The organism is Bacillus kexueae (assembly GCF_022809095.1).
Classification (GTDB): domain Bacteria; phylum Bacillota; class Bacilli; order Bacillales; family Aeribacillaceae; genus Bacillus_BZ; species Bacillus_BZ kexueae.
The window spans coordinates 23,967-43,555 of the sequence record NZ_JALAZE010000002.1; the positions used below are offsets into that span (position 1 = coordinate 23,967).

Below are 19,589 nucleotides of genomic sequence, written 5' to 3' on the forward strand. Positions count from 1 at the left end.
TAATTTTATGGCACATCCACTCACTGTAGAAAATATAACGGTTGCCTATCATAAAAAGCCAGTTCTTCAAGAAGTGAGCTTTGAGGTTCCAGAAGGAAAACTCATTGGAATTGTCGGTCCAAATGGAGCGGGGAAGTCCACGCTCATTAAAACATTGTTAGGTTTAGTGCCGAAAGCATCTGGAAATATCTCGTTTTTTGGGAGCACGTATAAAAAGCAATTGAAACGAATCGGTTATGTTCCTCAACGTGGTACAGTGGACTGGGACTTTCCTACAAATGCACTCGATGTCGTGACAATGGGACGTTACGGTCATATTGGATGGATGAAAAGACCGAAGAAAGAAGATATCGAAATAGCAAAAGCATGTTTAGATAAAGTAGGGATGCTGGAGTATGCAGATCGTCAAATAAGCCAGTTATCTGGGGGACAACAACAGCGCGTATTCTTAGCAAGAGCACTTGCACAGGATGCGGATCTATATTTTATGGATGAACCGTTTGTTGGCGTCGATGCCGCAACTGAAAAAGCCATTATTGTTTTATTAAATGAGTTAAAGGCAAAGGGAAAAACGGTGCTCGTTGTACACCATGATTTGCAGACCGTTGAAGAGTATTTTGATTGGGTATTGCTTTTAAATATGCGCGTCGTTGCTTTCGGTGAAACAGAGCAAGTGTTTAATTTAGAAAACTTGCAGAAAACGTACGGTGGGAAATTAGCCTACCTTGAGGACCGTCCAACCCTTGTAAAGGAAAAGTAGGAGTTGATTTATTCATGAAGGATCTACTCATGCAGTTGCAAGATCCTAACACACAATGGGTGCTTTTTGGAACTGTTTTGTTAGGAATCGCTAGTGGTGTGCTCGGAAGTTTTTCTCTATTACGGAAACAAAGTTTAATAGGCGATGCGATGGCTCATGCAGCTTTACCAGGCGTATGCATCGCCTTTTTAATATATGGTAGTAAATCGTTGCTTTGGTTTATTGTTGGTGCCGCCGTTGCTGGCTTTATTTCAACGTGGCTCATTCATGTTATCGTGAAAATGTCACGTGTAAAAGAGGATTCAGCAATCGGGATCGTTTTATCTGTGTTTTTCGGATTTGGAATTGTGCTTTTAACATATATTCAAAATGAAAGTACAGGTAATAAGAGTGGGTTAGATGATTTTATATTCGGCCAAGCGGCCTCTTTAGTACGAGCAGATGTCATACTAATCTCGTCTATCTCAATTGTCCTTCTTTTTATTACGGCGTTGTTCTTTAAGGAATTTAAAGTGATTACGTTTGATCCGGCATTCGCAAAAGGTTTAGGCATTCCGGTGAAATGGTTAGATAGCTTATTAATATTAATGATTGTGTTAGCAGTTGTAATAGGGTTACAAGCGGTTGGGGTTGTATTGATGGCGGCCATGCTTATTACACCAGCTATAGCTGCTAGATATTGGACCGATCGACTAAGCCTGATGATTATCATTTCAGGTGCGATTGGTGCTATATCAGGTGGTGTCGGTACATTGATTAGTACAACAATGAGGGGTCTTCCAACTGGACCGTTGATTATTGTTGCTGCAACCATCATCTTTTTGATATCGCTTGTGTTTGCTCCAAAAAAAGGATTGCTAGCAGCTTTTATTAAGCATATGAAAATGAGGAAAAAAACGGCTGTGCAGCAATTTCTGTTGTCTCTTTATGACTTAAGTGAACAACGAAGTTTTGGTCAACAATCTCTGGATATTAATGAGGTATTTACGAGACGAAAAATCCAAGCAAATCTTCACTCATATGTGATGAAAGAGCTGGAAAACAAAGGGTTTATCCAAGTTGAAAAAAATCAGGTATCTTTAACTGATAAAGGGTTAGAAGTAGCTTATGAACTAACGGTAGAACAACGTCTTTATGAAACATATTTAATGCATGAATTCGAGTTCCAGAGCTCATTAAACAATAAAGAGTTTCAATTTACATTACTAAACGAGATGGAACAACATCGATTATATGAGCTAATGAAAATGCATGGTCGTATGCCGTTACTAGTTCCGCAAGCTTCGAAGTGGAAAGAGAAGAAGGTGTTTATGAATGAGCTATGAGGCATGGATTTTACTAACGGCATCGCTCGTAGGAGCTAGCTGTGGATTGATTGGAACATTTCTCGTTTTACGGAAAATGGCAATGCTTTCAGATGCCATTAGCCATAGTGTCATTTTAGGTATTGTCGGTGCATACTTTATTAGTCATTCTTTAAATGGTGTGTATATGTTAGTAGGAGCGGGGATTGTAGGGCTTCTCACCACATTATTCGTGCAAATGCTCCATGATAGGGGCGTTCAGTCTGATGCAGCAATTGGAGTTGTGTTCACCTTTTTGTTTGCAGTCGGAGTCATTATTTTATCTCTCTACGGTGGAAATGTTCATCTTGATGTCGAACATGCGTTAATGGGAGAAATCGCGTTTATTCCTTGGGATACGATTGAAATAAACGGTGTAGACTTTGGACCTCAAGCGGTATGGATGCTTGGATTTGTACTCTTGATTAACGTCATATTAATAGCTCTTTTTTACAAAGAATTCAAAATTTCAGCTTTTGACCCTGAAATGGCAGTTGCGCTAGGCATTCCAGTAACCTTTTTTCATTATTTGCAAATGACAATGCTCTCGTTTACCACAGTCGCTTCGTTTGATAGTGTTGGAGCCATTCTTGTTGTGGCCCTCATCATTGTACCTGCTGCTACAGCGTATTTATTAACAGATCGACTCATTCACATGCTCTGGATAAGTGTTACTATTGGGATCCTCTCCGCTTTCATAGGGTATTATGCTGCAAGCTTTTATAATGTTTCGATATCAGGCGCGATGGCGAGTGCAACAGGAGTATTATTCGCCTTAGCATTCATTTTCTCACCACTTCATGGATTGCTTGGAAAATGGTTAGCTAAAAAACGCATTTCATATGACGCACAAAATTGAAATGAAGGATTAAAAGGTATCTAGATCGTCTAGGTACCTTTTTTGTTGTAGGCTGTTTTCGTTTAGATTGTTTCTTTTTCAGTCATTTTTAAAATGAATTCTGAACATTGCGCTACGGACACTTGCTTTCCGCGGGGAGGAAGTCGAGCCTCCTCGGCATGCGCCTGTGGGGTCTCGACCTTTCCTCTTTATCCCGCAGGAGTCAAGTGCCCTCCGCTCCATTACAAAGGGAAAAACGATTCTCAACAATACACACTAAAAGCAACAATTTTTTAGAAAAGAGCCTTGTTGTAAAATGTATAAATTTCTTTATTGTTACAGAAAGTTTAAGTTCAATAAAGTGTTAAAGTATCTCTTTACAGTTTTTTTTGTCTAGCTCCAAGCGCCATCATCTCGGGTCGCTTCGGCCCTGCTGTGGCGACGGAAGCCTCCTCGCAGGTCCTCCAGCGCCCTTCGCCTAAAGACTTGCGCTTTGCGCTTTTTCTGTGAAAATAAAAATTACCTATGAGCTGAATGAGCGATCATGATAGGTAGATAGTAGAAAGGAAACCCCGGGGAGAATAAATTTTCATGTCCGGGGTGTGAGTGTAAAATCACGTATGTTTCTTATTGTAAAATGTATAAATTTCTTTACTAACGTGTTGTGCTTTTTTACTCCATTACGATGTCCAGTCATAAATAGTATATTGCTTTTTTATAATAGTTTTAACAAATATGGTTACAAAAAAGAGGCTAGAAGGAGTAATATTCATCCTTCTCAGTTAGCCTCTCTTGAAGGTGCTTATTATTCTTCATGGAATAGGGGAGCATAGTCACTGGCATATAGATGTTTTTCTATCTCTTTGGGGATGTGTTCGAAGGAATCATATTCATAACTCCAAAGGTTTAAAAAAGATTGAATGGAAGTTTGATACGTCTCTTTCGTAGCTTTTTTTAATTCATGTTGAAAGGTTCTAGCTAAGCTTTCCATCATATATCCTCCTTCAATTCAGATGAATACAGAGGATATCATTTGTTTTTTTGTTTATTTTATTCAACGTATCTGTATGAAATAATTGACCTATTATACGCCAAAATAAAAAGAGGTTGTTCAGAAGTACAACCTCTATCTTTATAAAAAAATCATTTCAATTGCGGAGTGTTTCAGCGGTATTAGTTTTTACTCCTAGCGTCTAGCGAACTGAAGATAACTCAATATCTAGATTATCTCAGTAAGTAAGAGGCTTCCTTCATTCAACGCTGTGCACGGCTGCACTTTTCTAGCTATTTCGTACATTTAACGCCTTCTTTAACGTTTCGATATTTTCTTTCATAATATCAAAATAGTCTTTTCCTTCTTCCATTTGCTCTTCTGTAATGCTTTCTAAGTTGTGTAATGTTAAAGCTTCAGCATTTAGTTCAGATTGTACGATGTTTGCTACGTTGCTTGAGACATTATTTTCAAAAATGACGTATTTAATGTTGTACTCCTGTGCCTTCTCAATAATATGTGCTAACTCTTTTTGAGATGGTTCTTCAGTAGGGGATAGGCCTGAGATACTGATTTGCTCAATGCCATATCGTTCTTCCCAGTAACCGTATGCTGCATGAGAAACGACAATTTCTTTTCGTTCAGCCTTCTCGACAATGGCATTCATCTCAGCATCAAGGCTATGAAATTGTTCTACTAGAGCTTGGAAATTCTTTTCGAAATCTTCTTGTGCATCAGGCTTTAGCTCAATAAGAGTGTTTTTTATATTTTCTGCAACTTGCTCAGCTAAAATTGGATCTAACCAAACATGTGGATCTTTGTCATGATCATGGTGATGATTCTCTTCTTCGTTTACTTGCTCTTCTTCATGTGCATGCTCATCTTCGTGTGCATGTTCATCTTCGTGCGCATGCTCTTCTTCATTTGCATGTTCTTCTTCCTCATGCGCATGCTCGTGGTTATGACTTAATAAATCGAGATTTTCACCGGCTTTTAAAATTTTTACATTTTCATTTTCCAATGTTTCGTGTGCTTTCTCAGCAAAGCCTTCTAGCCCGATTCCAGTGTAGATGAACAGGTCCCCATTTGCCATCTCTACCATTTGTTTCGTTGATGGTTCATAAGTGTGGGCATCTGCTCCAGCAGGAAAGACGCTTGTGACACTAACATGTTCTCCACCAATTTTCTTCGTAAAATCTTCAAGAGGGAAAATGGTTGTAAACACTTTGATCGTATCAGATGATTCGTTTGATGAGTTCACACTTTCTTCTGTATTAGAACAACCAATCAAAAACATAGACATAATTAAAAAAGAAATTGGAATGAATGCTATTTTTTTAAACAAAACAAAATCTCCTTCCTTTAAATGTTCATATCGAAATCGTTCCGATTTAATATATAGGCTTTTTCTGAATGCTTTGTTGCTATTTTGGTCATGAAACAATGTAATAGTTGAAACGAAAGGCTGCTGTCGTCCCTATGGATGGGGGGACCTTTCGTTTGTATAACCAAAATCCATAATCTTTAAGAAAAGAGCCAATGTATAAAAAGTAAATCCAAATAATTACGATTTATATCGTATAAGAAAATGGGGAAATAAGCAAGGAAAAAATAATTATGTTTTTTTCTGAATTTTATCAGGTACAGGGTCAATACCGCCTGGATGGAATGGGTGACATTTTAGAATTCGTTTGATCGTTAACCATCCGCCTTTCAAGGCACCATGTCTCTGAATCGCTTCAAGCCCATATTGTGAACAGGTTGGATAAAATCGACATGTTGGTGGTTTAAGGGGAGAAATGAGTTTTCTGTAGAAATGTATAAGGAAGATGAGCACTTGCTTCATTTTTTTCGCTCCTCAATCATATTTTTTACAAAGTGTTAGCGGTTAAACATCGTGTTTTACCTACACTTTTATTCTAGCAAGAAATGGACGTGAAGTCACAAAAATGAAATTCGTATTAAATTGATGAATTTTATCGGAATTTATAGTATGATAACAATTAAGAATGATGGAGTACAATTAAGGAGTGAATGAAATGCCTTCAGTAGAAAGCTTTGAATTAGATCATAACGCTGTAAAAGCACCTTACGTTCGTCACTGCGGTGTTCATAAAGTCGGAAGTGACGGGGTTGTTAACAAATTTGATATTCGTTTTTGTCAGCCGAATAAACAAGCGATGAAGCCGGATGCAATTCATACATTAGAACATTTACTGGCTTTTAACATCCGTAAATATGTTGAAAAATACGATCACTTTGATATAATCGATGTTTCTCCAATGGGATGTCAAACGGGGTTTTATCTTGTTGTGAGTGGGGAGCCTACGGTACGAGAAATTATAGACTTATTAGAAGATACAATGAAAGAAGCTGTGGAAGTGACGGAGGTTCCGGCTGCAAACGAAACACAGTGCGGCCAAGCGAAGTTGCATGATTTAGATGGTGCAAAAAGACTTATGCGATTCTGGCTTGAGCAAAGCAAAGAAGATTTGGAAAAGGTTTTTGGATAATATTTTTTCGAGAGACTGTTATTTTTAAAAAGCTCTCTAGCATTTAGACAAAAAAAGCTTACGAAAAACGACAACTATTGATGAAAGCGTCCGTCTGTAGCTGAATAATGCACCTTTTGGCGAAAGTCTAGAGACTCTTGAAAGAGTCTCTTCTTTTTTGTACATGAAGGGGGAAGAGCATCACCTATTTTAAGAGAAGATCGTCCCTTGACGGTATGCGTGTTATCCGATAAAGTTAGGGTGTAAATCGTAATAATTTTGATTTGTTATAGAATAGGAGAGCGACAATGGAATCAATGGGTCAATCTTTTCAGAGAAAGATCATTCCCGCTACATTATTTACCGTTATTATTTTTCTGTTTTTATTTATAGATTTTATTGACGTAGGGGCACTTTTGCCTTCTTCGTATAAAAGTATTCATGTCATGTTTTTAAGCATTATTTTGGAAGCCATTCCTTTTATTTTATTAGGGGTGTTTGTTTCATCTTTAATTCAAGTTTTTATTACAGAGGATATGGTTCGTAAATATATACCTCATAATCCTATTATTGCTATTTTCCCTGCCGCTTTATTAGGCGCAATTTTTCCTGTTTGTGAGTGTGCAATCGTACCGATAGTTAGGAGATTAATGAAAAAAGGGGTACCACTTCATGTCGGTGTCGTCTTTTTAGTAGGGGGGCCGATCTTAAATCCGGTCGTGTTCGCTTCTACTTATTATGCTTTTCAAACGAACACACAGATTGCATATGCTAGAATGGGATTAGCGTTTGTTTTATCAATGGTTATCGGATTCATCATTTATCTACTATTTGAGAACAAACAACAGCTAAAAGAATCGACAACGCTAGAACATTCTCATCACCATCATCAAAATAAGTGGTTAAGTATGTTCCATCATGCGAGTGATGAGTTTTTTGACATGGGAAAATATTTAATCATGGGTGCATTCATTACGAGTGTGTTTCAAGTAACAATTGATCGAACTACTCTTTCATCGATAGGAAATAGTGAATTTTTCGCTCCGCTACTTATGATGGGGCTTGCCTTTATACTCTCGCTATGCTCAGAAGCGGATGCGTTTGTTGCTTCTTCCTTTGCACATGTATTCTCATCCACTTCATTGTTAGCATTCCTTGTATATGGACCAATGATCGACTTGAAAAATACGATTTTACTTTTTGCTTATTATAAAAAGAAGTTTGTATTTACGTTAATTGGTGTAATAACGGTTGTTGTATACGGTTCAGTTCTGCTTTATGGAACAATTTTTGGCTAAAATATCACAAGATAGCAGGGGATAGATAACATGGTACAATTTCATGCTTATATTAGAGGTGTCATCTTAATTGGCTTTTCGTTACTTCTGTTTAAACTCGTTGTGACGGGACATATTACAAAGTTTATTGCTCCGAAAATGTTACCGTATAGTTATTTTGGCTTGGTTACGTTTTTTATTTTAGGAGTTATTCAAATTTTGAAAGGGAGATCTGATCAAAGACATAAAGCTTCTTGTGGCTGTGAAGGACATGAACTACCAAAAACTAACAAGCAGTCACTTCTTATTTATAGTTTATTTGTTTTTCCACTTGTGACGGGATTTATGTTTCCAGATGTGATTTTAGATAGTTCCGTCGCCTTGAAAAGAGGGTTTAAGCAAGAGATTCAAAAACAAGCAAATGTCGCAGTTGCTAATAATGATTCAGAGAAAAGTTTAGCTGATCAATATTTGGAGGATCCTGAAGCTGTTTTGGAAATGCTTGAGCAAGAGGCTCAAGAGCAACAAACTGAGACGGAATCCGAAGCCGCTATATCGGCTGATGAGATTCAAAGCTACTTTGAAGAGCAAGATTTAAAACGAAAGCAAGAAATACTAAAACAGGAAGTGATTCGGGTGAACGACGATAATTTTATATCTGTGACCCGTGTTTTAGATCAATGGAGTCAAGAATTTGCCGGAAAGAAAATTGAGTATTTCGGGTTTGTTTATCGTGAGGACGATTTTGAAACGGATCAATTTGTTATTGCTCGATTTGGAATTTCTTGCTGCGCTGCTGATGCATCCGTATATGGAACGATCGCTAGTGTAAAGGATGCGCACAAATTTAAAAACGATGAATGGGTACGAGTTGAGGGAACGTTATCGACTACAAATTATCACGGAGTTCAAATTCCGATCATTTTAATCGATGATATTGAAAGAGCGAAACAACCAAAAGAGCCATATGTGTATGAATTAATCGATAGTATTCAAATCGTTGAATAAGGAACAATCTACTCCTATTTATGTTTAAGTTTAAAAATTGGCGGGTATCGTATAATAGAAACGATAATAGGAGGAGATTGGAAATGAAACATGAACAACTTGTACAAATCGTAAATAAACAAGTGGCTGATTGGACAGTGCTGTATGTGAAACTTCATAACTATCATTGGAATGTAAAAGGACCTCAATTCTTCGTTCTACATGATAAATTTGAAGAGCTATATACCGAAGCTGCTACTTATATTGATGATCTTGCTGAACGCCTCCTAGCGTTAAACGGAAAGCCAGTAGGTACGATGAAAGAGTGCTTAGAAATCTCTTCCATTAAAGAGGCGGAAGAAGGAGAGTCAGCTGAGGATATGGTGAAGCAAATTCACGATGATTTTACATTGCTAATAGAAGACTTAGCAAGAGGTATGGAATTAGCAGGAGAGGCAAATGACGAAGCAACTGGTGATATGCTTTTAGGGATCCATCAAAATTTGGAGAAGCATAACTGGATGTTAAAGTCTTTCTTAGGAAAATAATTGTAATGTCTGGGGTGACACATCGTCACCCCATTTTAATTTATTAGCAGTCCAATCTTTTAAATGGAACTCATTGATTTCTCATTTCATAGAATTCGATTCTAACTTTGCTTAGTTTCCTACGTATCAAAGAAAATGGGCCTGTTGTGCCTCTTCATTTATTATTAATCTTTCCAAGATAAGTTGACGGTTACTTCGAGACTCGTATTTATAGGTAAAGGATGTTTCGAATAAATTGCCAAGGTTTTGGGAAAATAAAAACACAATACATGAGGAGGACTCACAATGGAGAAAAAGACTTACTACATATCTGTTGCTAGTGGAGAAATATCCCGCGTAAGTACAGCCTCACCATGGGATTTTCAGATAAAGGCTACGGATGAAGAAATTACAACATTACGTGAATATTTTGATCAAATTCATTCCACAGGATGGCAGAACTTCTTTCGAGCGCACGTACCGTATGTCGGCTACCATTATGATCGCGAAAACGATGCCATAGATTCTTTGAACAAAAAGGTATATGAATTGATATATGAATTAGGAAATGAAGAGGCGAGGCAACATATTCAATCGAGTGGTATTTTAGAGAGTATAAAAGACCCCGAATAGTACCCATTTCCACGAATAGTATGTTAAGATGTGAGTGAAATGAAGGGAAATTGAGGGATTTGGATGATCCGATTTACAGATTATTATCAAAATGAAGTATTGCTGTCTTTTGAAGACCACCCTTTCTCAAAAAATCCTAAACATGTTTGGGTTATATGTATGTATCAAAAAAAGTGGTTGTTAACCAGTCATAAAGATCGGGGCCTAGAGTTTCCTGGGGGGAAAGTTGAAAAAGGAGAAACTCCAGAGGAAGCGGCGAAAAGAGAAGTTTTTGAAGAAACGGGTGGGATTGTTCGAAATGTTCAATATTTAGGGCAATATAAAGTGTTAGGAAAAGAAAAAACGATTGTAAAAAATATTTATTTCTCACAAGTAGAAGAAATGGTGAAAAAAAAGCACTATTTGGAGACAAACGGACCCGTATTGTTAGCGGACTTTCCTGATCAAATTGATCAGGACAATCGATTTAGTTTTATTATGAAGGATGGAGTCTTGTTCAACAGTCTTCACCGTTTAAGTAATCAGAAGCTATTTACATAAGGTAACTCTGTTTTTTCTGAATCAAGTCCGCGATAAGTTGTTAGCCGCCTGTAACGGTGGGGGTTTTTCATTTGTCATACCTTTTGTAGACAGTATAAAGGGCTGTTTGATAAGTTCCTTAAATGGAATGGAGGACGAAGTTTGGGGAACAGCACGAACCGAATACCCCCACAGACAAGCTTGCGAGTCGAGTAGGTTGTTCGAAAAGTAGAGCCGTAACTAGACAGGGCGTGTCGGTGGAAAGCGCCCTCCAACAGATGAGTTTAACCGAATTTCATTAACGATAAAAAAGGGGCTGTACTTATTGGACAGCCCCATTTAGCTTTTTTCGCTCATTTAAGGATCGTATCTTGTTATTCTAAATTGCGGATAAGCTTCTTCTCGAGAAAGTCAACGAGCTGATACATGAGCGTTGCTAGAATTGCAATAACTAATAAACTTAGTAAGACAAGCGTGAAATTAAACACTTGAAATCCGTAAATTATCATATAGCCAAGCCCTTTACTCGAAACTAAAAATTCCCCAACAATCACTCCAACCCAAGATAAGCCAACGTTTACTTTTAATGTTGAAATGATTGTAGAAAAGGAAGATGGCAAAATAGCTTCTTTGAAAACTTGCCACTTGGTCGCTTGAAATGTTTGTAATACCTTAACATAATTTGAATCAACATCTTTAAACGCTGTATAAACGACAATTGTAGTGATAATGACTGAAATAATAGCTCCCATTGCAATGATCGAAGTAAATCCAGGGCCTAACGCTACAATTAAAATAGGACCGAGAGCAACTTTAGGCATGGCATTTAAGATAACAAGATAGGGATCCAATATTTTTGCCATTTTAGGAAACCACCATAAAAATGCGGCTAACCACGTTCCGAGTAAGGTTCCTAAAATAAATCCCATGACAGTTTCAAATAGTGTAACGGAAATATGCGATAGTAAAGACCCGTCTTGTAGTTTCTCAATAAATAATAGAATGATTTTTTGAGGGGAACTAAATAAAAGCGGGTCTATCCATTTTAGTGATGAGGCCATCTCCCAAATGATAAAAAAACATAGAAAGATGATGGTTTGATAAAAAATGACCATTCGCTTCTCACTTTTCATTCGCTTGATATGTTGTTGATGCAGTTTCTCATGTTCATACTGATTCAAGAGCCTCTAACTCCTTCCATATAGAATGAAAAAGAGAGGGGAAAAGTGGATGCCGTCTGGCTTGAAATGGTGTGAGGGTTTTAAGCTCTTGTGGTACAGTAAAGTTTTTAGCGATTCTTCCTGGTTGCTTTGATAATAAAATAATGCGGTCGCTCATGGCGATTGATTCTTCAATATCATGCGTAACTAAAATGGCTGTTTTATCGTACTCTTTTAATGTTTTTACCACGAGATTTTCTAGTTTCAACTTTGTTTGGTAATCGAGTGCTGAAAAGGGTTCGTCTAACAACAGGACACTCGGGTTTGTGGCGAGAGTACGAGCGAGAGCAGCTCGCTGTCTCATGCCGCCAGATAATTGTCTCGGATACGCATCTTCTACTTTGGATAATCCCATCTCATTAAGTAAATTTAGTGCGTTATTAATAGATTCCTTCCTTTTATCATGTAAGATGTTTAATCCGAGCAATACATTTTGTTTAATCGTTTTCCACGGAAACAAATAATCTTGCTGAAGCATATAGCCGATTGATGAATGTTTAGAACAAACTTCGCTCTCATTTATCAAGACTGTTCCTTGTGTAGGAGTGACAAGGCCGGAAATAATGGAAAGAAGAGTAGTCTTTCCACATCCACTTGGACCGAGGATTGAGACAAACTCGCCTTCCTTTACTGAAAATGAAACGTCTTGAAGAGCATGGAAAATCGATTCTTTCGTAAAGTACACATGACTTATTTCCTTAATGGATAATAATGGTGACATCATCATTGTCTCCTTATTGAATAGCTTGTTTCGCAAAGGACGGATCAACTAATTCTGAATAATCTATATGAAAAGGGAGTTCGCCAGCTTCATCCATTATTAGTTGTAAGTTTTTCCATTCTTTTTTATCGAGAATAGGGTCAGTTGCGAAGGAGTCTTGTGATTGGTATCTTTCTATGACCGTTTCGAGTAATTCGATTGAAGTGTCGTCGAATTGGGGTGCGACCATGTCCGCGATTTCTCTAGGTGAATGAGATTCGACCCATTGTTGTGCTTTGTAAATAGCATTTGTGAATTTTTGGGCTAGTTCAGGATGTTCGTTTAAATAACTTTTCTTTGCCATAAACGTAGTGTATGGGACACTTCCAGATTCAGTTCCAAAAGATGCGACAATGTACCCTTTGCCTTCTTGCTCAAAAACACTTGCTGTAGGTTCAAATAATTGAACGAAATCTCCAGTTCCAGATGCAAACGAGTTAGCAATATTAGCAAAATCTATGTTTTGAATTAATTGCAAGTCTTGCTGTGGATTTATATGATGTTTCTTTAGTACAAATTCTCCTACCATTTGTGGCATCCCGCCTTTTCGTTGCCCTAAGAAGGTAGATTCTTTCAGCATATCCCATTCGAAGTTATCAATAGGTGTTCGAGATACTAAAAACGTACCATCTGTTTGGGTTAGTTGAGCAAAATTTATGATAGGATCTGCTGCTCCTTGAGCGTGTACGTATATTGTTGTCTCTGAACCAATTAATGCAATGTCTGCTCCTCCTGATAAAAGTGTCGTCATTGTTTTATCGCCACCCCAAGTAGTGGTTAGTTCTAGATTGATGCCTTCCTCTTCAAAATATCCTTTTTCTATGGCTACATATAAAGGTGCATAAAATACGGAATGTGTTACTTCTGCCAGTCGGATGGTCTCTACATTTTGATGGTTATTAAGTTGACATCCAAAGGTCGAAAGGGTCAACATACAAGTGAGAAAAAGTGCAAAAGTCCACTTTTTCATGTGAGCGTCCTCCTTATACATGCTTGTTGAAAGTTCGATTCATACGTTACAGTATGTTATGGGAAAACTATGTGTGAATGCCTATAAGAATTTTTGTTGGGGGAATCGTTATGAAAAATGGTGAGGTCATTGCTAAGCAACCGTACCCATCTCCTCATCCAGCCATTCGATTATTTATCGTTACGTATTGGTCCGGCGGCTTAAAGGTTAAAGGGTTACTAGCAGAACCTATTCAACGAGGCTGTTATGAAGGGTTTCTTTATTTAAGGGGAGGAATTAAAAATGTTGGAATGGTAAGACCGAGTCGTATCGTTCAATTTGCCTCTCAAGGATTTGTTGTCATGGCACCCTTTTATAGAGGAAATCAGGGGGGAGAAGGGAATGAGGATTTTGGTGGGGAAGATCGTGAAGATGCATTTTCTGCCCTTAACTTGTTGAGAAACCTTCCAAATGTACAATCAAATCGAATACATGTGTTTGGTTTTTCACGTGGGGGTGTTATGGCTCTTTTAACAGCCATTCATGACCCTTCTATATGTTCCGTTGTCACATGGGGAGGAGTATCCGATATGATCTTAACGTATGAAGAGAGAAAAGATTTGCGTCGGATGATGAAACGAGTGATTGGAGGGACACCTACGAAATTCCCTGAGCGGTATAGGTGGCGAACACCGTTATATGAAATAGACAAAGTTCTTTGTCCGATATTAATCATTCACGGTGCAAAAGATAAGAATGTGTCGATTGAACATGCTTATCGATTAGAAAATAAAATGAAAGAATTGAACAAGCAGATTGAGGTTATATACTTTGAAGAATTTGATCACTATTTTCCACCAATGGTCAATCAACAGATGGTCCGTTATCTTTGTTCTTGGATGAAAGAACAAAACATCGATGGGACTACTACTACCTTATAAAAATAAGACATGGTATGATAACAACAAGTAATATAGTAAATGAAGGGGCTGAAGATAAAATGGGAATGCCACTAGAACTGAATACAATGATTATTACAAAAGGGAAAGAAATGCGAATTCAAGATAATACCTTTCAAGTAGTGAAAAAGGGGTATCGCTTATATCCACTGGATATTCCAGTCGAAGTTCGGAAAACGAAGGAAAGTGACCCAATCGGCACAGGAGTCATACAAAAAGTTGAATTAGAGAATGAGAAGACGGTCGTTACATATATGCTTATATCGTTAAACTCAACGAATTAATACGAAGTGAAAAACGAACGATTTTCGGTAAAGTAAAAATCAATATCATAAAAAAGAGGCGGCTTTTCCCTAATATAGGGAAAAGCCGCTAATCGTTTTGAAAGCCATTTTCCGTTCGATGTCGAATTAGGATGCAACGGAAGCATCTGTTGTGTTTGTTTTGTTACGCCCTTTAGAAAGTTTGTTCACAATTACTGTTAACGCTCCATCTCCAGTTACATTTGTCGCAGTACCGAAGCTGTCTTGTGCTAGGTAAAGCGCGATCATTAACGTTAGCATCGTTTCGTTAAAGCCGAGCATGGAATCAAGTAACCCTAATGCAGCCATTACCGCTCCACCTGGAACACCAGGTGCTGCAACCATTGTGATACCGAGCATTAAAATAAATGGCATTATTTCTCCTAATGTAGGAGTGTGTCCATTTAGAAGCATTACTCCCATTGCGCAGCTAATGAGCGTGATTGTACTCCCGGAAAGGTGGATGGTAGCAAGTAATGGAACCGAAAAGTCTGCTACTTTTTCTTTCACACCTAATTGGCGTACTTGACGTAATGTCACCGGAATGGTAGCTGCAGATGATTGAGTACCTAATGCAGTGAAATATGCAGGGAGCATCGTTTTGATAAGCGTTATTGGGTTTTTTCCTGCAATCGCTCCACTAGCCGTGTATTGAATAAGCAACATGACAATGTGTAAAACGATAATAAGTGCGAAAACTTTTGCAAAAACAGATAAAATAAATGCAACTTGTCCACCGTAAGTCATGTTTGCGAAAATACCAAAAATGTGAACCGGTAATAGAGGAATAATAATTTTTGCGATTAATTTCTCGATGATGTCTCTGAAATTAATAAAAGCTTGCTGAAGTGTATCTCCCTTAATAGCCGTCATTCCAATTCCTAGAGTAAATGAGAGTAATAAAGCAGTCATAACACCCATAACCGGTGTCATTTCTATTACAAATAGCGGCTCAAGAAGAAATTCTTCAGGGTTCTCCATTTCAGTTAACGACTTCCCTTGAATGAAGCTAGGAAGAAGTGCTGTACCTGCAAAAAATGCTAGTAAGCCTGCAACAATCGTTGAAGAGTACGCAACACCTGTAGTAATTCCTAACATTTTTCCGGCGCCTTTTCCCATCTCTGCAATTCCTGGAGCGATAAAGCCTAGAATAATAAGTGGGATAGCAAATTTTAAAAAGTTTCCAAAAATTCCATTGAATGTAGAGAATACCTCTATGAGAATTTTTGGAGCGATGCTTCCCACTACTACCCCAAGAACAATCGCTAAAATAATTCTTGGTAACAATCCTATTTTGCGCATCGTATCCTGTCCTCCTAGAATAAACATTTGTTCACTTAACGTGAATTTATGACTACTAAATTATCATAAATAAGACGAGAAGTGAACCGGAAACATTAAAGTTTAATTATTCTGAATACTATATTTCAAAACTAAAAATTTAAGTAAATAGATAAGAAACAGCTGGTCCCTTGACCAGCTGATCTCGGATACTTATAGTAGTGCTTTGACGGGGTTTTAGACGATTGGTCCTCCCTGCTTAACAATGGCCTCAGATACATTTGAGAACTTTTTGAAGTTGTCTTTAAAAGCTTCTGCCAGTTCTTTTGCTTTTTTATAGTAAGCGTCTTCGTTGTCCCACGTTTTAACGGGTTGAAGTACTTCATCTGGTACACCAGGAACTTGTAATGGGATGTGTAGTCCGAATACATTGTCTTGAATTGTTTCTACGTTCTCAAGTTCCCCTTCAAGGGCTGCTTGCACCATCGCTCTAGTGTAGCTAAGCTTCATTCGTGATCCAACACCATACTCTCCACCTGTCCATCCTGTGTTTACAAGGAAGACCTGGACATTATGTTCGTCAATTTTCTGACCTAGCATCTCAGCATAGCGAGTAGCTTGTAATGGTAAAAACGGTGATCCAAAGCATGTTGAGAACGTTGTTTGAGGTGATGTAATACCACGCTCTGTTCCGGCAAGCTTACTTGTGTAACCGCTTAAGAAATGGTACATCGCTTGCTCTTTCGTTAATTTACTAATTGGAGGTAAGACTCCGAAAGCATCAGCTGTTAAGAAAATAATTGTATTAGGATGACCTGCTAAGCTAGGCTTTACAATATTATCAATTGCCTCAATTGGGTAAGCTGCACGTGTATTTTCAGTAAAGAATGCGTTATCATAATCAGGTACACGACTTTCATCGTCAAGAACAACATTTTCTAAAACTGAACCGAATCGAATAGCGTCAAAAATTTGCGGCTCTTTTTCGCGTGATAAACCGATACATTTTGCATAGCATCCACCTTCAATATTAAAGACACCAGAATTAGACCAGCCATGCTCATCATCACCGATTAGACGACGTTTAGGGTCAGCAGATAAGGTGGTTTTACCTGTTCCCGATAAACCGAAGAATAAAGCGACATCTCCTTCTTGTCCTACGTTTGCCGAGCAATGCATAGATAAGATGTTGTTTTCAGGAAGTAAGAAGTTCATGACAGAGAAAATCGATTTCTTCATTTCACCGGCATATTCCGTTCCACCGATTAAAACAATACGCTTTTCAAATGAAAGCATAATAAAGGCTTCAGAGTTCGTTCCATCAACAGATGGATCAGCTTTAAAGGTAGGTGCGGATACAATTGTGAACGCTTCTTTTGTGTCATAGTTTTCTAAGTCGTTATCTGTTTCAGGTCGAATGAATAATTGATGTGCGAATAAATTGTGCCAAGCGAACTCATTTACAACTTGGATAGGTAGACGATATCGAACGTCAGCACCAGCAAACCCTTTAAATACGAAAATTTCATTTTTTTTCTTTAAATGTTCAATCACTTTGACATAAAGCTTTTCGAAAACTTCTTCTGAAATTGGTTGGTTTACGGTACCCCAGTCAATTTTGTCTTTAATAGAAGCTTCTTCAACGATAAATTTATCTTTCGGTGAACGTCCCGTATATTTTCCAGTTGTAGCACGGACAGCTCCCGAAGCAGTCAACACTCCCTCTTTTCGTTCTAAAACTTTTTCCACTAATTGAGGGACTGATAAATTATGGTAAGTATTTGTTCCATTTACTAAATGAGTTAACTCATTGGAAACATCCACTTTATTCATTCTTCATACCATCCTTTTTTGTTTATTAATCTGCTTATTCAACGTTTGTTCAAAAATAGTATAACACATTTATAAAAATAGTCTATACTATTTAGTGTTTTTTTGTTCGTCATTTGTGAAAAAATAGGTTGTCTTTGTTTAGTTTAAGCATTTTTCTTATTTTTATGGTGGAATATGATGATTCTCACCAATTCTTATTGACAACATGCTTTTTATTCATGTAAGATAGTTGCTTGAACGGATACTCTTATCCCGAGTTGGTGGAGGGACAGGCCCGAGGAAACCCAGCAACCGGCTCTTTAAAAAGAAGCCGCATTTAAAACATTCATTGTGTACAATCAATGACGTTCCGACGTGCGGACCTTTTGAGCAACGGTGCTAACCTGAAGCAAGGTATGAAATGTCCTTGATCGATAAGAGTGAAAGGCGATGTACGACATTCAAAACCTTTCCTCTGATAAGGAAAGGTTTTTTCTTTGCAATAGGCTTATATATAGTAAAAAAGCACATATAAGCAAACACTATTGACTAGAAGGGAAACGAGTTCCGTCTCAATTTCATGGTGGAAAGCCCATCAACTGTAGATTCTATTTGAGGAGGAAATGTTCATGACGAATAAGCGCCGTCTTTTTACGTCAGAATCAGTAACAGAAGGTCATCCTGATAAAATTTGTGACCAGATTTCTGATTCCATTTTAGACGCCATTTTAGAAAAAGATCCAAATGCACGTGTTGCGTGTGAAACATCTGTTACAACAGGATTAGTGTTAGTAAGTGGTGAGATTACAACAAGCACGTACGTTGATATTCCAAAAATTGTTCGTGAAACAGTTAAGGAAATTGGCTATACTCGTGCGAAATATGGCTTTGATGCTGAAACTTGTGCTGTCCTAACTTCAATTGATGAGCAGTCTCCTGATATTGCGATGGGAGTTGATAAAGCTCTTGAAGCTCGTGAAGGTCAAATGACTGACGAAGAGATTGAAGCTATTGGTGCAGGTGACCAAGGGTTAATGTTTGGTTATGCTTGTAACGAAACGAAGGAATTAATGCCTTTACCAATTTCTTTAGCACACAAAATTTCTCGTCGTTTAACAGAAGTTCGCAAAGAGGAGATTCTCCCTTACTTACGTCCGGATGGAAAGACGCAAGTAACAGTGGAATACGATGAAAACGACAAACCTGTACGCATTGATACGATTGTTGTATCGACACAACATCATCCGGAAATTACGTTAGAGCAAATTACTCGCAACATTAAAGAGCATGTCATTGACCCTGTAGTTCCGAAGGAGTTAATTGACGAAAACACTAAATACTTTATTAACCCAACAGGACGTTTCGTTATCGGTGGTCCTCAAGGAGACGCTGGGTTAACGGGCCGTAAAATTATTGTAGATACGTACGGTGGATATGCTCGTCACGGTGGAGGAGCATTCTCTGGTAAGGATCCAACAAAAGTTGACCGTTCAGCTGCTTATGCTGCTCGTTACGTAGCGAAAAATATTGTGGCGGCTGGTCTTGCTGAAAAGTGTGAAGTACAACTTGCATATGCAATCGGCGTAGCACAACCTGTGTCTATCTCCATTGATACGTTTGGAACTGGAAAAGTATCTGAAGATGTTCTTGTGGACGTTGTACGTAAAAACTTTGATCTTCGACCAGCAGGAATTATTAAAATGCTTGACCTACGTCGTCCTATTTATAAAAAGACTGCTGCTTATGGTCACTTTGGACGTAACGATCTTGATCTTCCATGGGAGCGTACAGACAAAGCGGACGCATTACGTGAGCAAGCGCTATAATAAGCAAGTAGTAGATGAAGACTTTAAAGCAATAAAAGCAGATGGGGAATCAATGTATTCCTCATCTGCTTTCTTTATTGTTACAGAAAGTTTAAGTTCAATAACGTGTTAAA

At 38.0% G+C, this 19,589-nt stretch carries 21 protein-coding genes and 1 riboswitch; of the genes, 13 read left to right on the forward strand and 8 right to left on the reverse strand.

Features of this window, described 5'->3' with window-relative positions; translation table 11 throughout:
- Positions 1 to 7 precede the first annotated feature (7 nt).
- The 3 genes from ML543_RS04440 to ML543_RS04450 are packed head-to-tail and all read left to right on the forward strand — an operon-like array spanning position 8 to position 2,962.
- Positions 8 to 760, forward strand: coding sequence for a metal ABC transporter ATP-binding protein (locus ML543_RS04440; RefSeq protein ID WP_243385959.1), 753 nt, complete (start codon positions 8 to 10; stop codon positions 758 to 760).
- A gap of 14 nt (positions 761 to 774) precedes the next feature.
- Positions 775 to 2,085, forward strand: a complete 1,311-nt coding sequence (locus ML543_RS04445) for a metal ABC transporter permease (protein WP_243385960.1) — start codon at positions 775 to 777, stop codon at positions 2,083 to 2,085.
- Entirely contained in the window at positions 2,075 to 2,962 is an 888-nt protein-coding gene (locus ML543_RS04450) for a metal ABC transporter permease (protein ID WP_243385961.1), read from the forward strand. Before ML543_RS04445 ends, ML543_RS04450 begins: the two co-directional genes overlap by 11 nt.
- Positions 2,963 to 3,746: 784 nt before the next feature.
- Here ML543_RS04450 and ML543_RS04455 read toward each other — a convergent pair.
- The 3 genes from ML543_RS04455 to yidD all read right to left on the reverse strand — a co-directional run bounded on the left by ML543_RS04455 (position 3,747) and on the right by yidD (position 5,778).
- Positions 3,747 to 3,935 carry a hypothetical protein gene (locus tag ML543_RS04455; RefSeq protein WP_243385962.1) on the reverse strand — a complete coding sequence of 63 codons (189 nt, stop codon included), beginning with the start codon at positions 3,933 to 3,935 and terminating at the stop codon, positions 3,747 to 3,749.
- Between the two features lie 286 nt (positions 3,936 to 4,221).
- Positions 4,222 to 5,277 carry a metal ABC transporter solute-binding protein, Zn/Mn family gene (locus ML543_RS04460; RefSeq protein ID WP_243385963.1) on the reverse strand — a complete coding sequence of 352 codons (1,056 nt, stop codon included), beginning with the start codon at positions 5,275 to 5,277 and terminating at the stop codon, positions 4,222 to 4,224.
- 270 nt (positions 5,278 to 5,547) lie between these two features.
- Complete coding sequence (gene yidD, locus ML543_RS04465; RefSeq protein WP_243385964.1) at positions 5,548 to 5,778, reverse strand: membrane protein insertion efficiency factor YidD; 231 nt, start codon at positions 5,776 to 5,778, stop codon at positions 5,548 to 5,550.
- Between the two features lie 193 nt (positions 5,779 to 5,971).
- Here yidD and ML543_RS04470 point away from each other — a divergent pair, with 193 nt between their 5' ends.
- The 6 genes from ML543_RS04470 (at position 5,972) to ytkD (ending at position 10,388) form a co-directional block, all read left to right on the forward strand.
- Positions 5,972 to 6,445 carry an S-ribosylhomocysteine lyase gene (locus tag ML543_RS04470; protein ID WP_243385965.1) on the forward strand — a complete coding sequence of 158 codons (474 nt, stop codon included), beginning with the start codon at positions 5,972 to 5,974 and terminating at the stop codon, positions 6,443 to 6,445.
- A gap of 287 nt (positions 6,446 to 6,732) precedes the next feature.
- Positions 6,733 to 7,722, forward strand: coding sequence for a permease (locus ML543_RS04475; RefSeq protein ID WP_243385966.1), 990 nt, complete (start codon positions 6,733 to 6,735; stop codon positions 7,720 to 7,722).
- Positions 7,723 to 7,752: 30 nt separating this feature from the next.
- Positions 7,753 to 8,709, forward strand: a complete 957-nt coding sequence (locus tag ML543_RS04480) for a TIGR03943 family putative permease subunit (protein ID WP_243385967.1) — start codon at positions 7,753 to 7,755, stop codon at positions 8,707 to 8,709.
- 83 nt (positions 8,710 to 8,792) lie between these two features.
- Entirely contained in the window at positions 8,793 to 9,236 is a 444-nt protein-coding gene (locus tag ML543_RS04485) for a Dps family protein (protein WP_243385968.1), read from the forward strand.
- A gap of 285 nt (positions 9,237 to 9,521) precedes the next feature.
- A complete protein-coding gene (locus tag ML543_RS04490) occupies positions 9,522 to 9,848 on the forward strand; it encodes a hydrolase (RefSeq protein ID WP_243385969.1) in 327 nt (108 codons plus the stop codon).
- 63 nt (positions 9,849 to 9,911) lie between these two features.
- Complete coding sequence (gene ytkD / locus ML543_RS04495; RefSeq protein WP_243385970.1) at positions 9,912 to 10,388, forward strand: RNA deprotection pyrophosphohydrolase; 477 nt, start codon at positions 9,912 to 9,914, stop codon at positions 10,386 to 10,388.
- Positions 10,389 to 10,741: 353 nt separating this feature from the next.
- Here the strand turns inward: ytkD and ML543_RS04500 are convergent, their stop codons facing one another.
- From ML543_RS04500 to ML543_RS04510, 3 genes are read right to left on the reverse strand one after another with little or no spacing between them, the layout of a single operon-like run.
- The gene (locus ML543_RS04500; RefSeq protein ID WP_419095351.1) at positions 10,742 to 11,500 is read right to left on the reverse strand and encodes an ABC transporter permease; all 759 of its coding nucleotides are present in this window, start codon (positions 11,498 to 11,500) and stop codon (positions 10,742 to 10,744) included.
- A gap of 34 nt (positions 11,501 to 11,534) precedes the next feature.
- Positions 11,535 to 12,314, reverse strand: a complete 780-nt coding sequence (locus ML543_RS04505) for an ABC transporter ATP-binding protein (protein WP_243385972.1) — start codon at positions 12,312 to 12,314, stop codon at positions 11,535 to 11,537.
- A gap of 7 nt (positions 12,315 to 12,321) precedes the next feature.
- Positions 12,322 to 13,317, reverse strand: a complete 996-nt coding sequence (locus ML543_RS04510; RefSeq protein WP_419095344.1) for an ABC transporter substrate-binding protein — start codon at positions 13,315 to 13,317, stop codon at positions 12,322 to 12,324.
- Positions 13,318 to 13,427: 110 nt separating this feature from the next.
- Here ML543_RS04510 and ML543_RS04515 point away from each other — a divergent pair, with 110 nt between their 5' ends.
- Both ML543_RS04515 and ML543_RS04520 read left to right on the forward strand, forming a co-directional pair.
- Entirely contained in the window at positions 13,428 to 14,237 is an 810-nt protein-coding gene (locus ML543_RS04515) for an alpha/beta hydrolase family protein (RefSeq protein ID WP_243385973.1), read from the forward strand.
- A gap of 59 nt (positions 14,238 to 14,296) precedes the next feature.
- Complete coding sequence (locus ML543_RS04520) at positions 14,297 to 14,539, forward strand: DUF2584 domain-containing protein (RefSeq protein ID WP_243385974.1); 243 nt, start codon at positions 14,297 to 14,299, stop codon at positions 14,537 to 14,539.
- A 126-nt stretch (positions 14,540 to 14,665) separates the two neighbouring features.
- On the opposite strand, the gene ML543_RS04525 is transcribed toward ML543_RS04520, so the two are convergent.
- Both ML543_RS04525 and pckA read right to left on the reverse strand, forming a co-directional pair.
- A complete protein-coding gene (locus ML543_RS04525) occupies positions 14,666 to 15,859 on the reverse strand; it encodes a dicarboxylate/amino acid:cation symporter (protein WP_243385975.1) in 1,194 nt (397 codons plus the stop codon).
- A gap of 216 nt (positions 15,860 to 16,075) precedes the next feature.
- Complete coding sequence (gene pckA, locus ML543_RS04530; RefSeq protein ID WP_243385976.1) at positions 16,076 to 17,671, reverse strand: phosphoenolpyruvate carboxykinase (ATP); 1,596 nt, start codon at positions 17,669 to 17,671, stop codon at positions 16,076 to 16,078.
- 244 nt (positions 17,672 to 17,915) lie between these two features.
- A riboswitch (SAM riboswitch) is annotated at positions 17,916 to 18,091 on the forward strand.
- Positions 18,092 to 18,279: 188 nt separating this feature from the next.
- Between pckA and metK the strand changes: the two genes are divergently transcribed.
- Together metK and ML543_RS16900 are read left to right on the forward strand one after the other, a co-directional pair.
- On the forward strand, positions 18,280 to 19,476 hold the full coding sequence (gene metK / locus ML543_RS04535; RefSeq protein WP_243385977.1) for a methionine adenosyltransferase: 1,197 nt from the start codon (positions 18,280 to 18,282) through the stop codon (positions 19,474 to 19,476).
- Positions 19,460 to 19,588, forward strand: coding sequence for a hypothetical protein (locus tag ML543_RS16900; RefSeq protein ID WP_279326556.1), 129 nt, complete (start codon positions 19,460 to 19,462; stop codon positions 19,586 to 19,588). The genes metK and ML543_RS16900 overlap by 17 nt, the downstream gene beginning before the upstream one ends.
- The last annotated feature ends 1 nt before the right edge of the window (position 19,589 follow it).

Bases quoted from the DNA above. Each gene is read 5' to 3' on its own strand.
- ML543_RS04505 (WP_243385972.1), bottom strand. From the start codon at position 12,314: ATGATGATGTCACCATTATTATCCATTAAGGAAATAAGTCATGTGTAC.
- ML543_RS04470 (WP_243385965.1), top strand. From the start codon at position 5,972: ATGCCTTCAGTAGAAAGCTTTGAATTAGATCATAACGCTGTAAAAGCA.
- metK (WP_243385977.1), top strand. From the start codon at position 18,280: ATGACGAATAAGCGCCGTCTTTTTACGTCAGAATCAGTAACAGAAGGT.
- ML543_RS04510 (WP_419095344.1), bottom strand. From the start codon at position 13,317: ATGAAAAAGTGGACTTTTGCACTTTTTCTCACTTGTATGTTGACCCTT.
- ML543_RS04450 (WP_243385961.1), top strand. From the start codon at position 2,075: ATGAGCTATGAGGCATGGATTTTACTAACGGCATCGCTCGTAGGAGCT.
- ML543_RS04525 (WP_243385975.1), bottom strand. From the start codon at position 15,859: ATGCGCAAAATAGGATTGTTACCAAGAATTATTTTAGCGATTGTTCTT.
- ML543_RS04500 (WP_419095351.1), bottom strand. From the start codon at position 11,500: ATGAAAAGTGAGAAGCGAATGGTCATTTTTTATCAAACCATCATCTTT.
- ML543_RS04455 (WP_243385962.1), bottom strand. From the start codon at position 3,935: ATGATGGAAAGCTTAGCTAGAACCTTTCAACATGAATTAAAAAAAGCT.
- pckA (WP_243385976.1), bottom strand. From the start codon at position 17,671: ATGAATAAAGTGGATGTTTCCAATGAGTTAACTCATTTAGTAAATGGA.
- ML543_RS04440 (WP_243385959.1), top strand. From the start codon at position 8: ATGGCACATCCACTCACTGTAGAAAATATAACGGTTGCCTATCATAAA.
- ML543_RS04515 (WP_243385973.1), top strand. From the start codon at position 13,428: ATGAAAAATGGTGAGGTCATTGCTAAGCAACCGTACCCATCTCCTCAT.
- ytkD (WP_243385970.1), top strand. From the start codon at position 9,912: ATGATCCGATTTACAGATTATTATCAAAATGAAGTATTGCTGTCTTTT.
- ML543_RS04485 (WP_243385968.1), top strand. From the start codon at position 8,793: ATGAAACATGAACAACTTGTACAAATCGTAAATAAACAAGTGGCTGAT.
- ML543_RS04520 (WP_243385974.1), top strand. From the start codon at position 14,297: ATGGGAATGCCACTAGAACTGAATACAATGATTATTACAAAAGGGAAA.
- ML543_RS04445 (WP_243385960.1), top strand. From the start codon at position 775: ATGAAGGATCTACTCATGCAGTTGCAAGATCCTAACACACAATGGGTG.
- ML543_RS04475 (WP_243385966.1), top strand. From the start codon at position 6,733: ATGGAATCAATGGGTCAATCTTTTCAGAGAAAGATCATTCCCGCTACA.
- yidD (WP_243385964.1), bottom strand. From the start codon at position 5,778: ATGAAGCAAGTGCTCATCTTCCTTATACATTTCTACAGAAAACTCATT.
- ML543_RS04480 (WP_243385967.1), top strand. From the start codon at position 7,753: ATGGTACAATTTCATGCTTATATTAGAGGTGTCATCTTAATTGGCTTT.
- ML543_RS04490 (WP_243385969.1), top strand. From the start codon at position 9,522: ATGGAGAAAAAGACTTACTACATATCTGTTGCTAGTGGAGAAATATCC.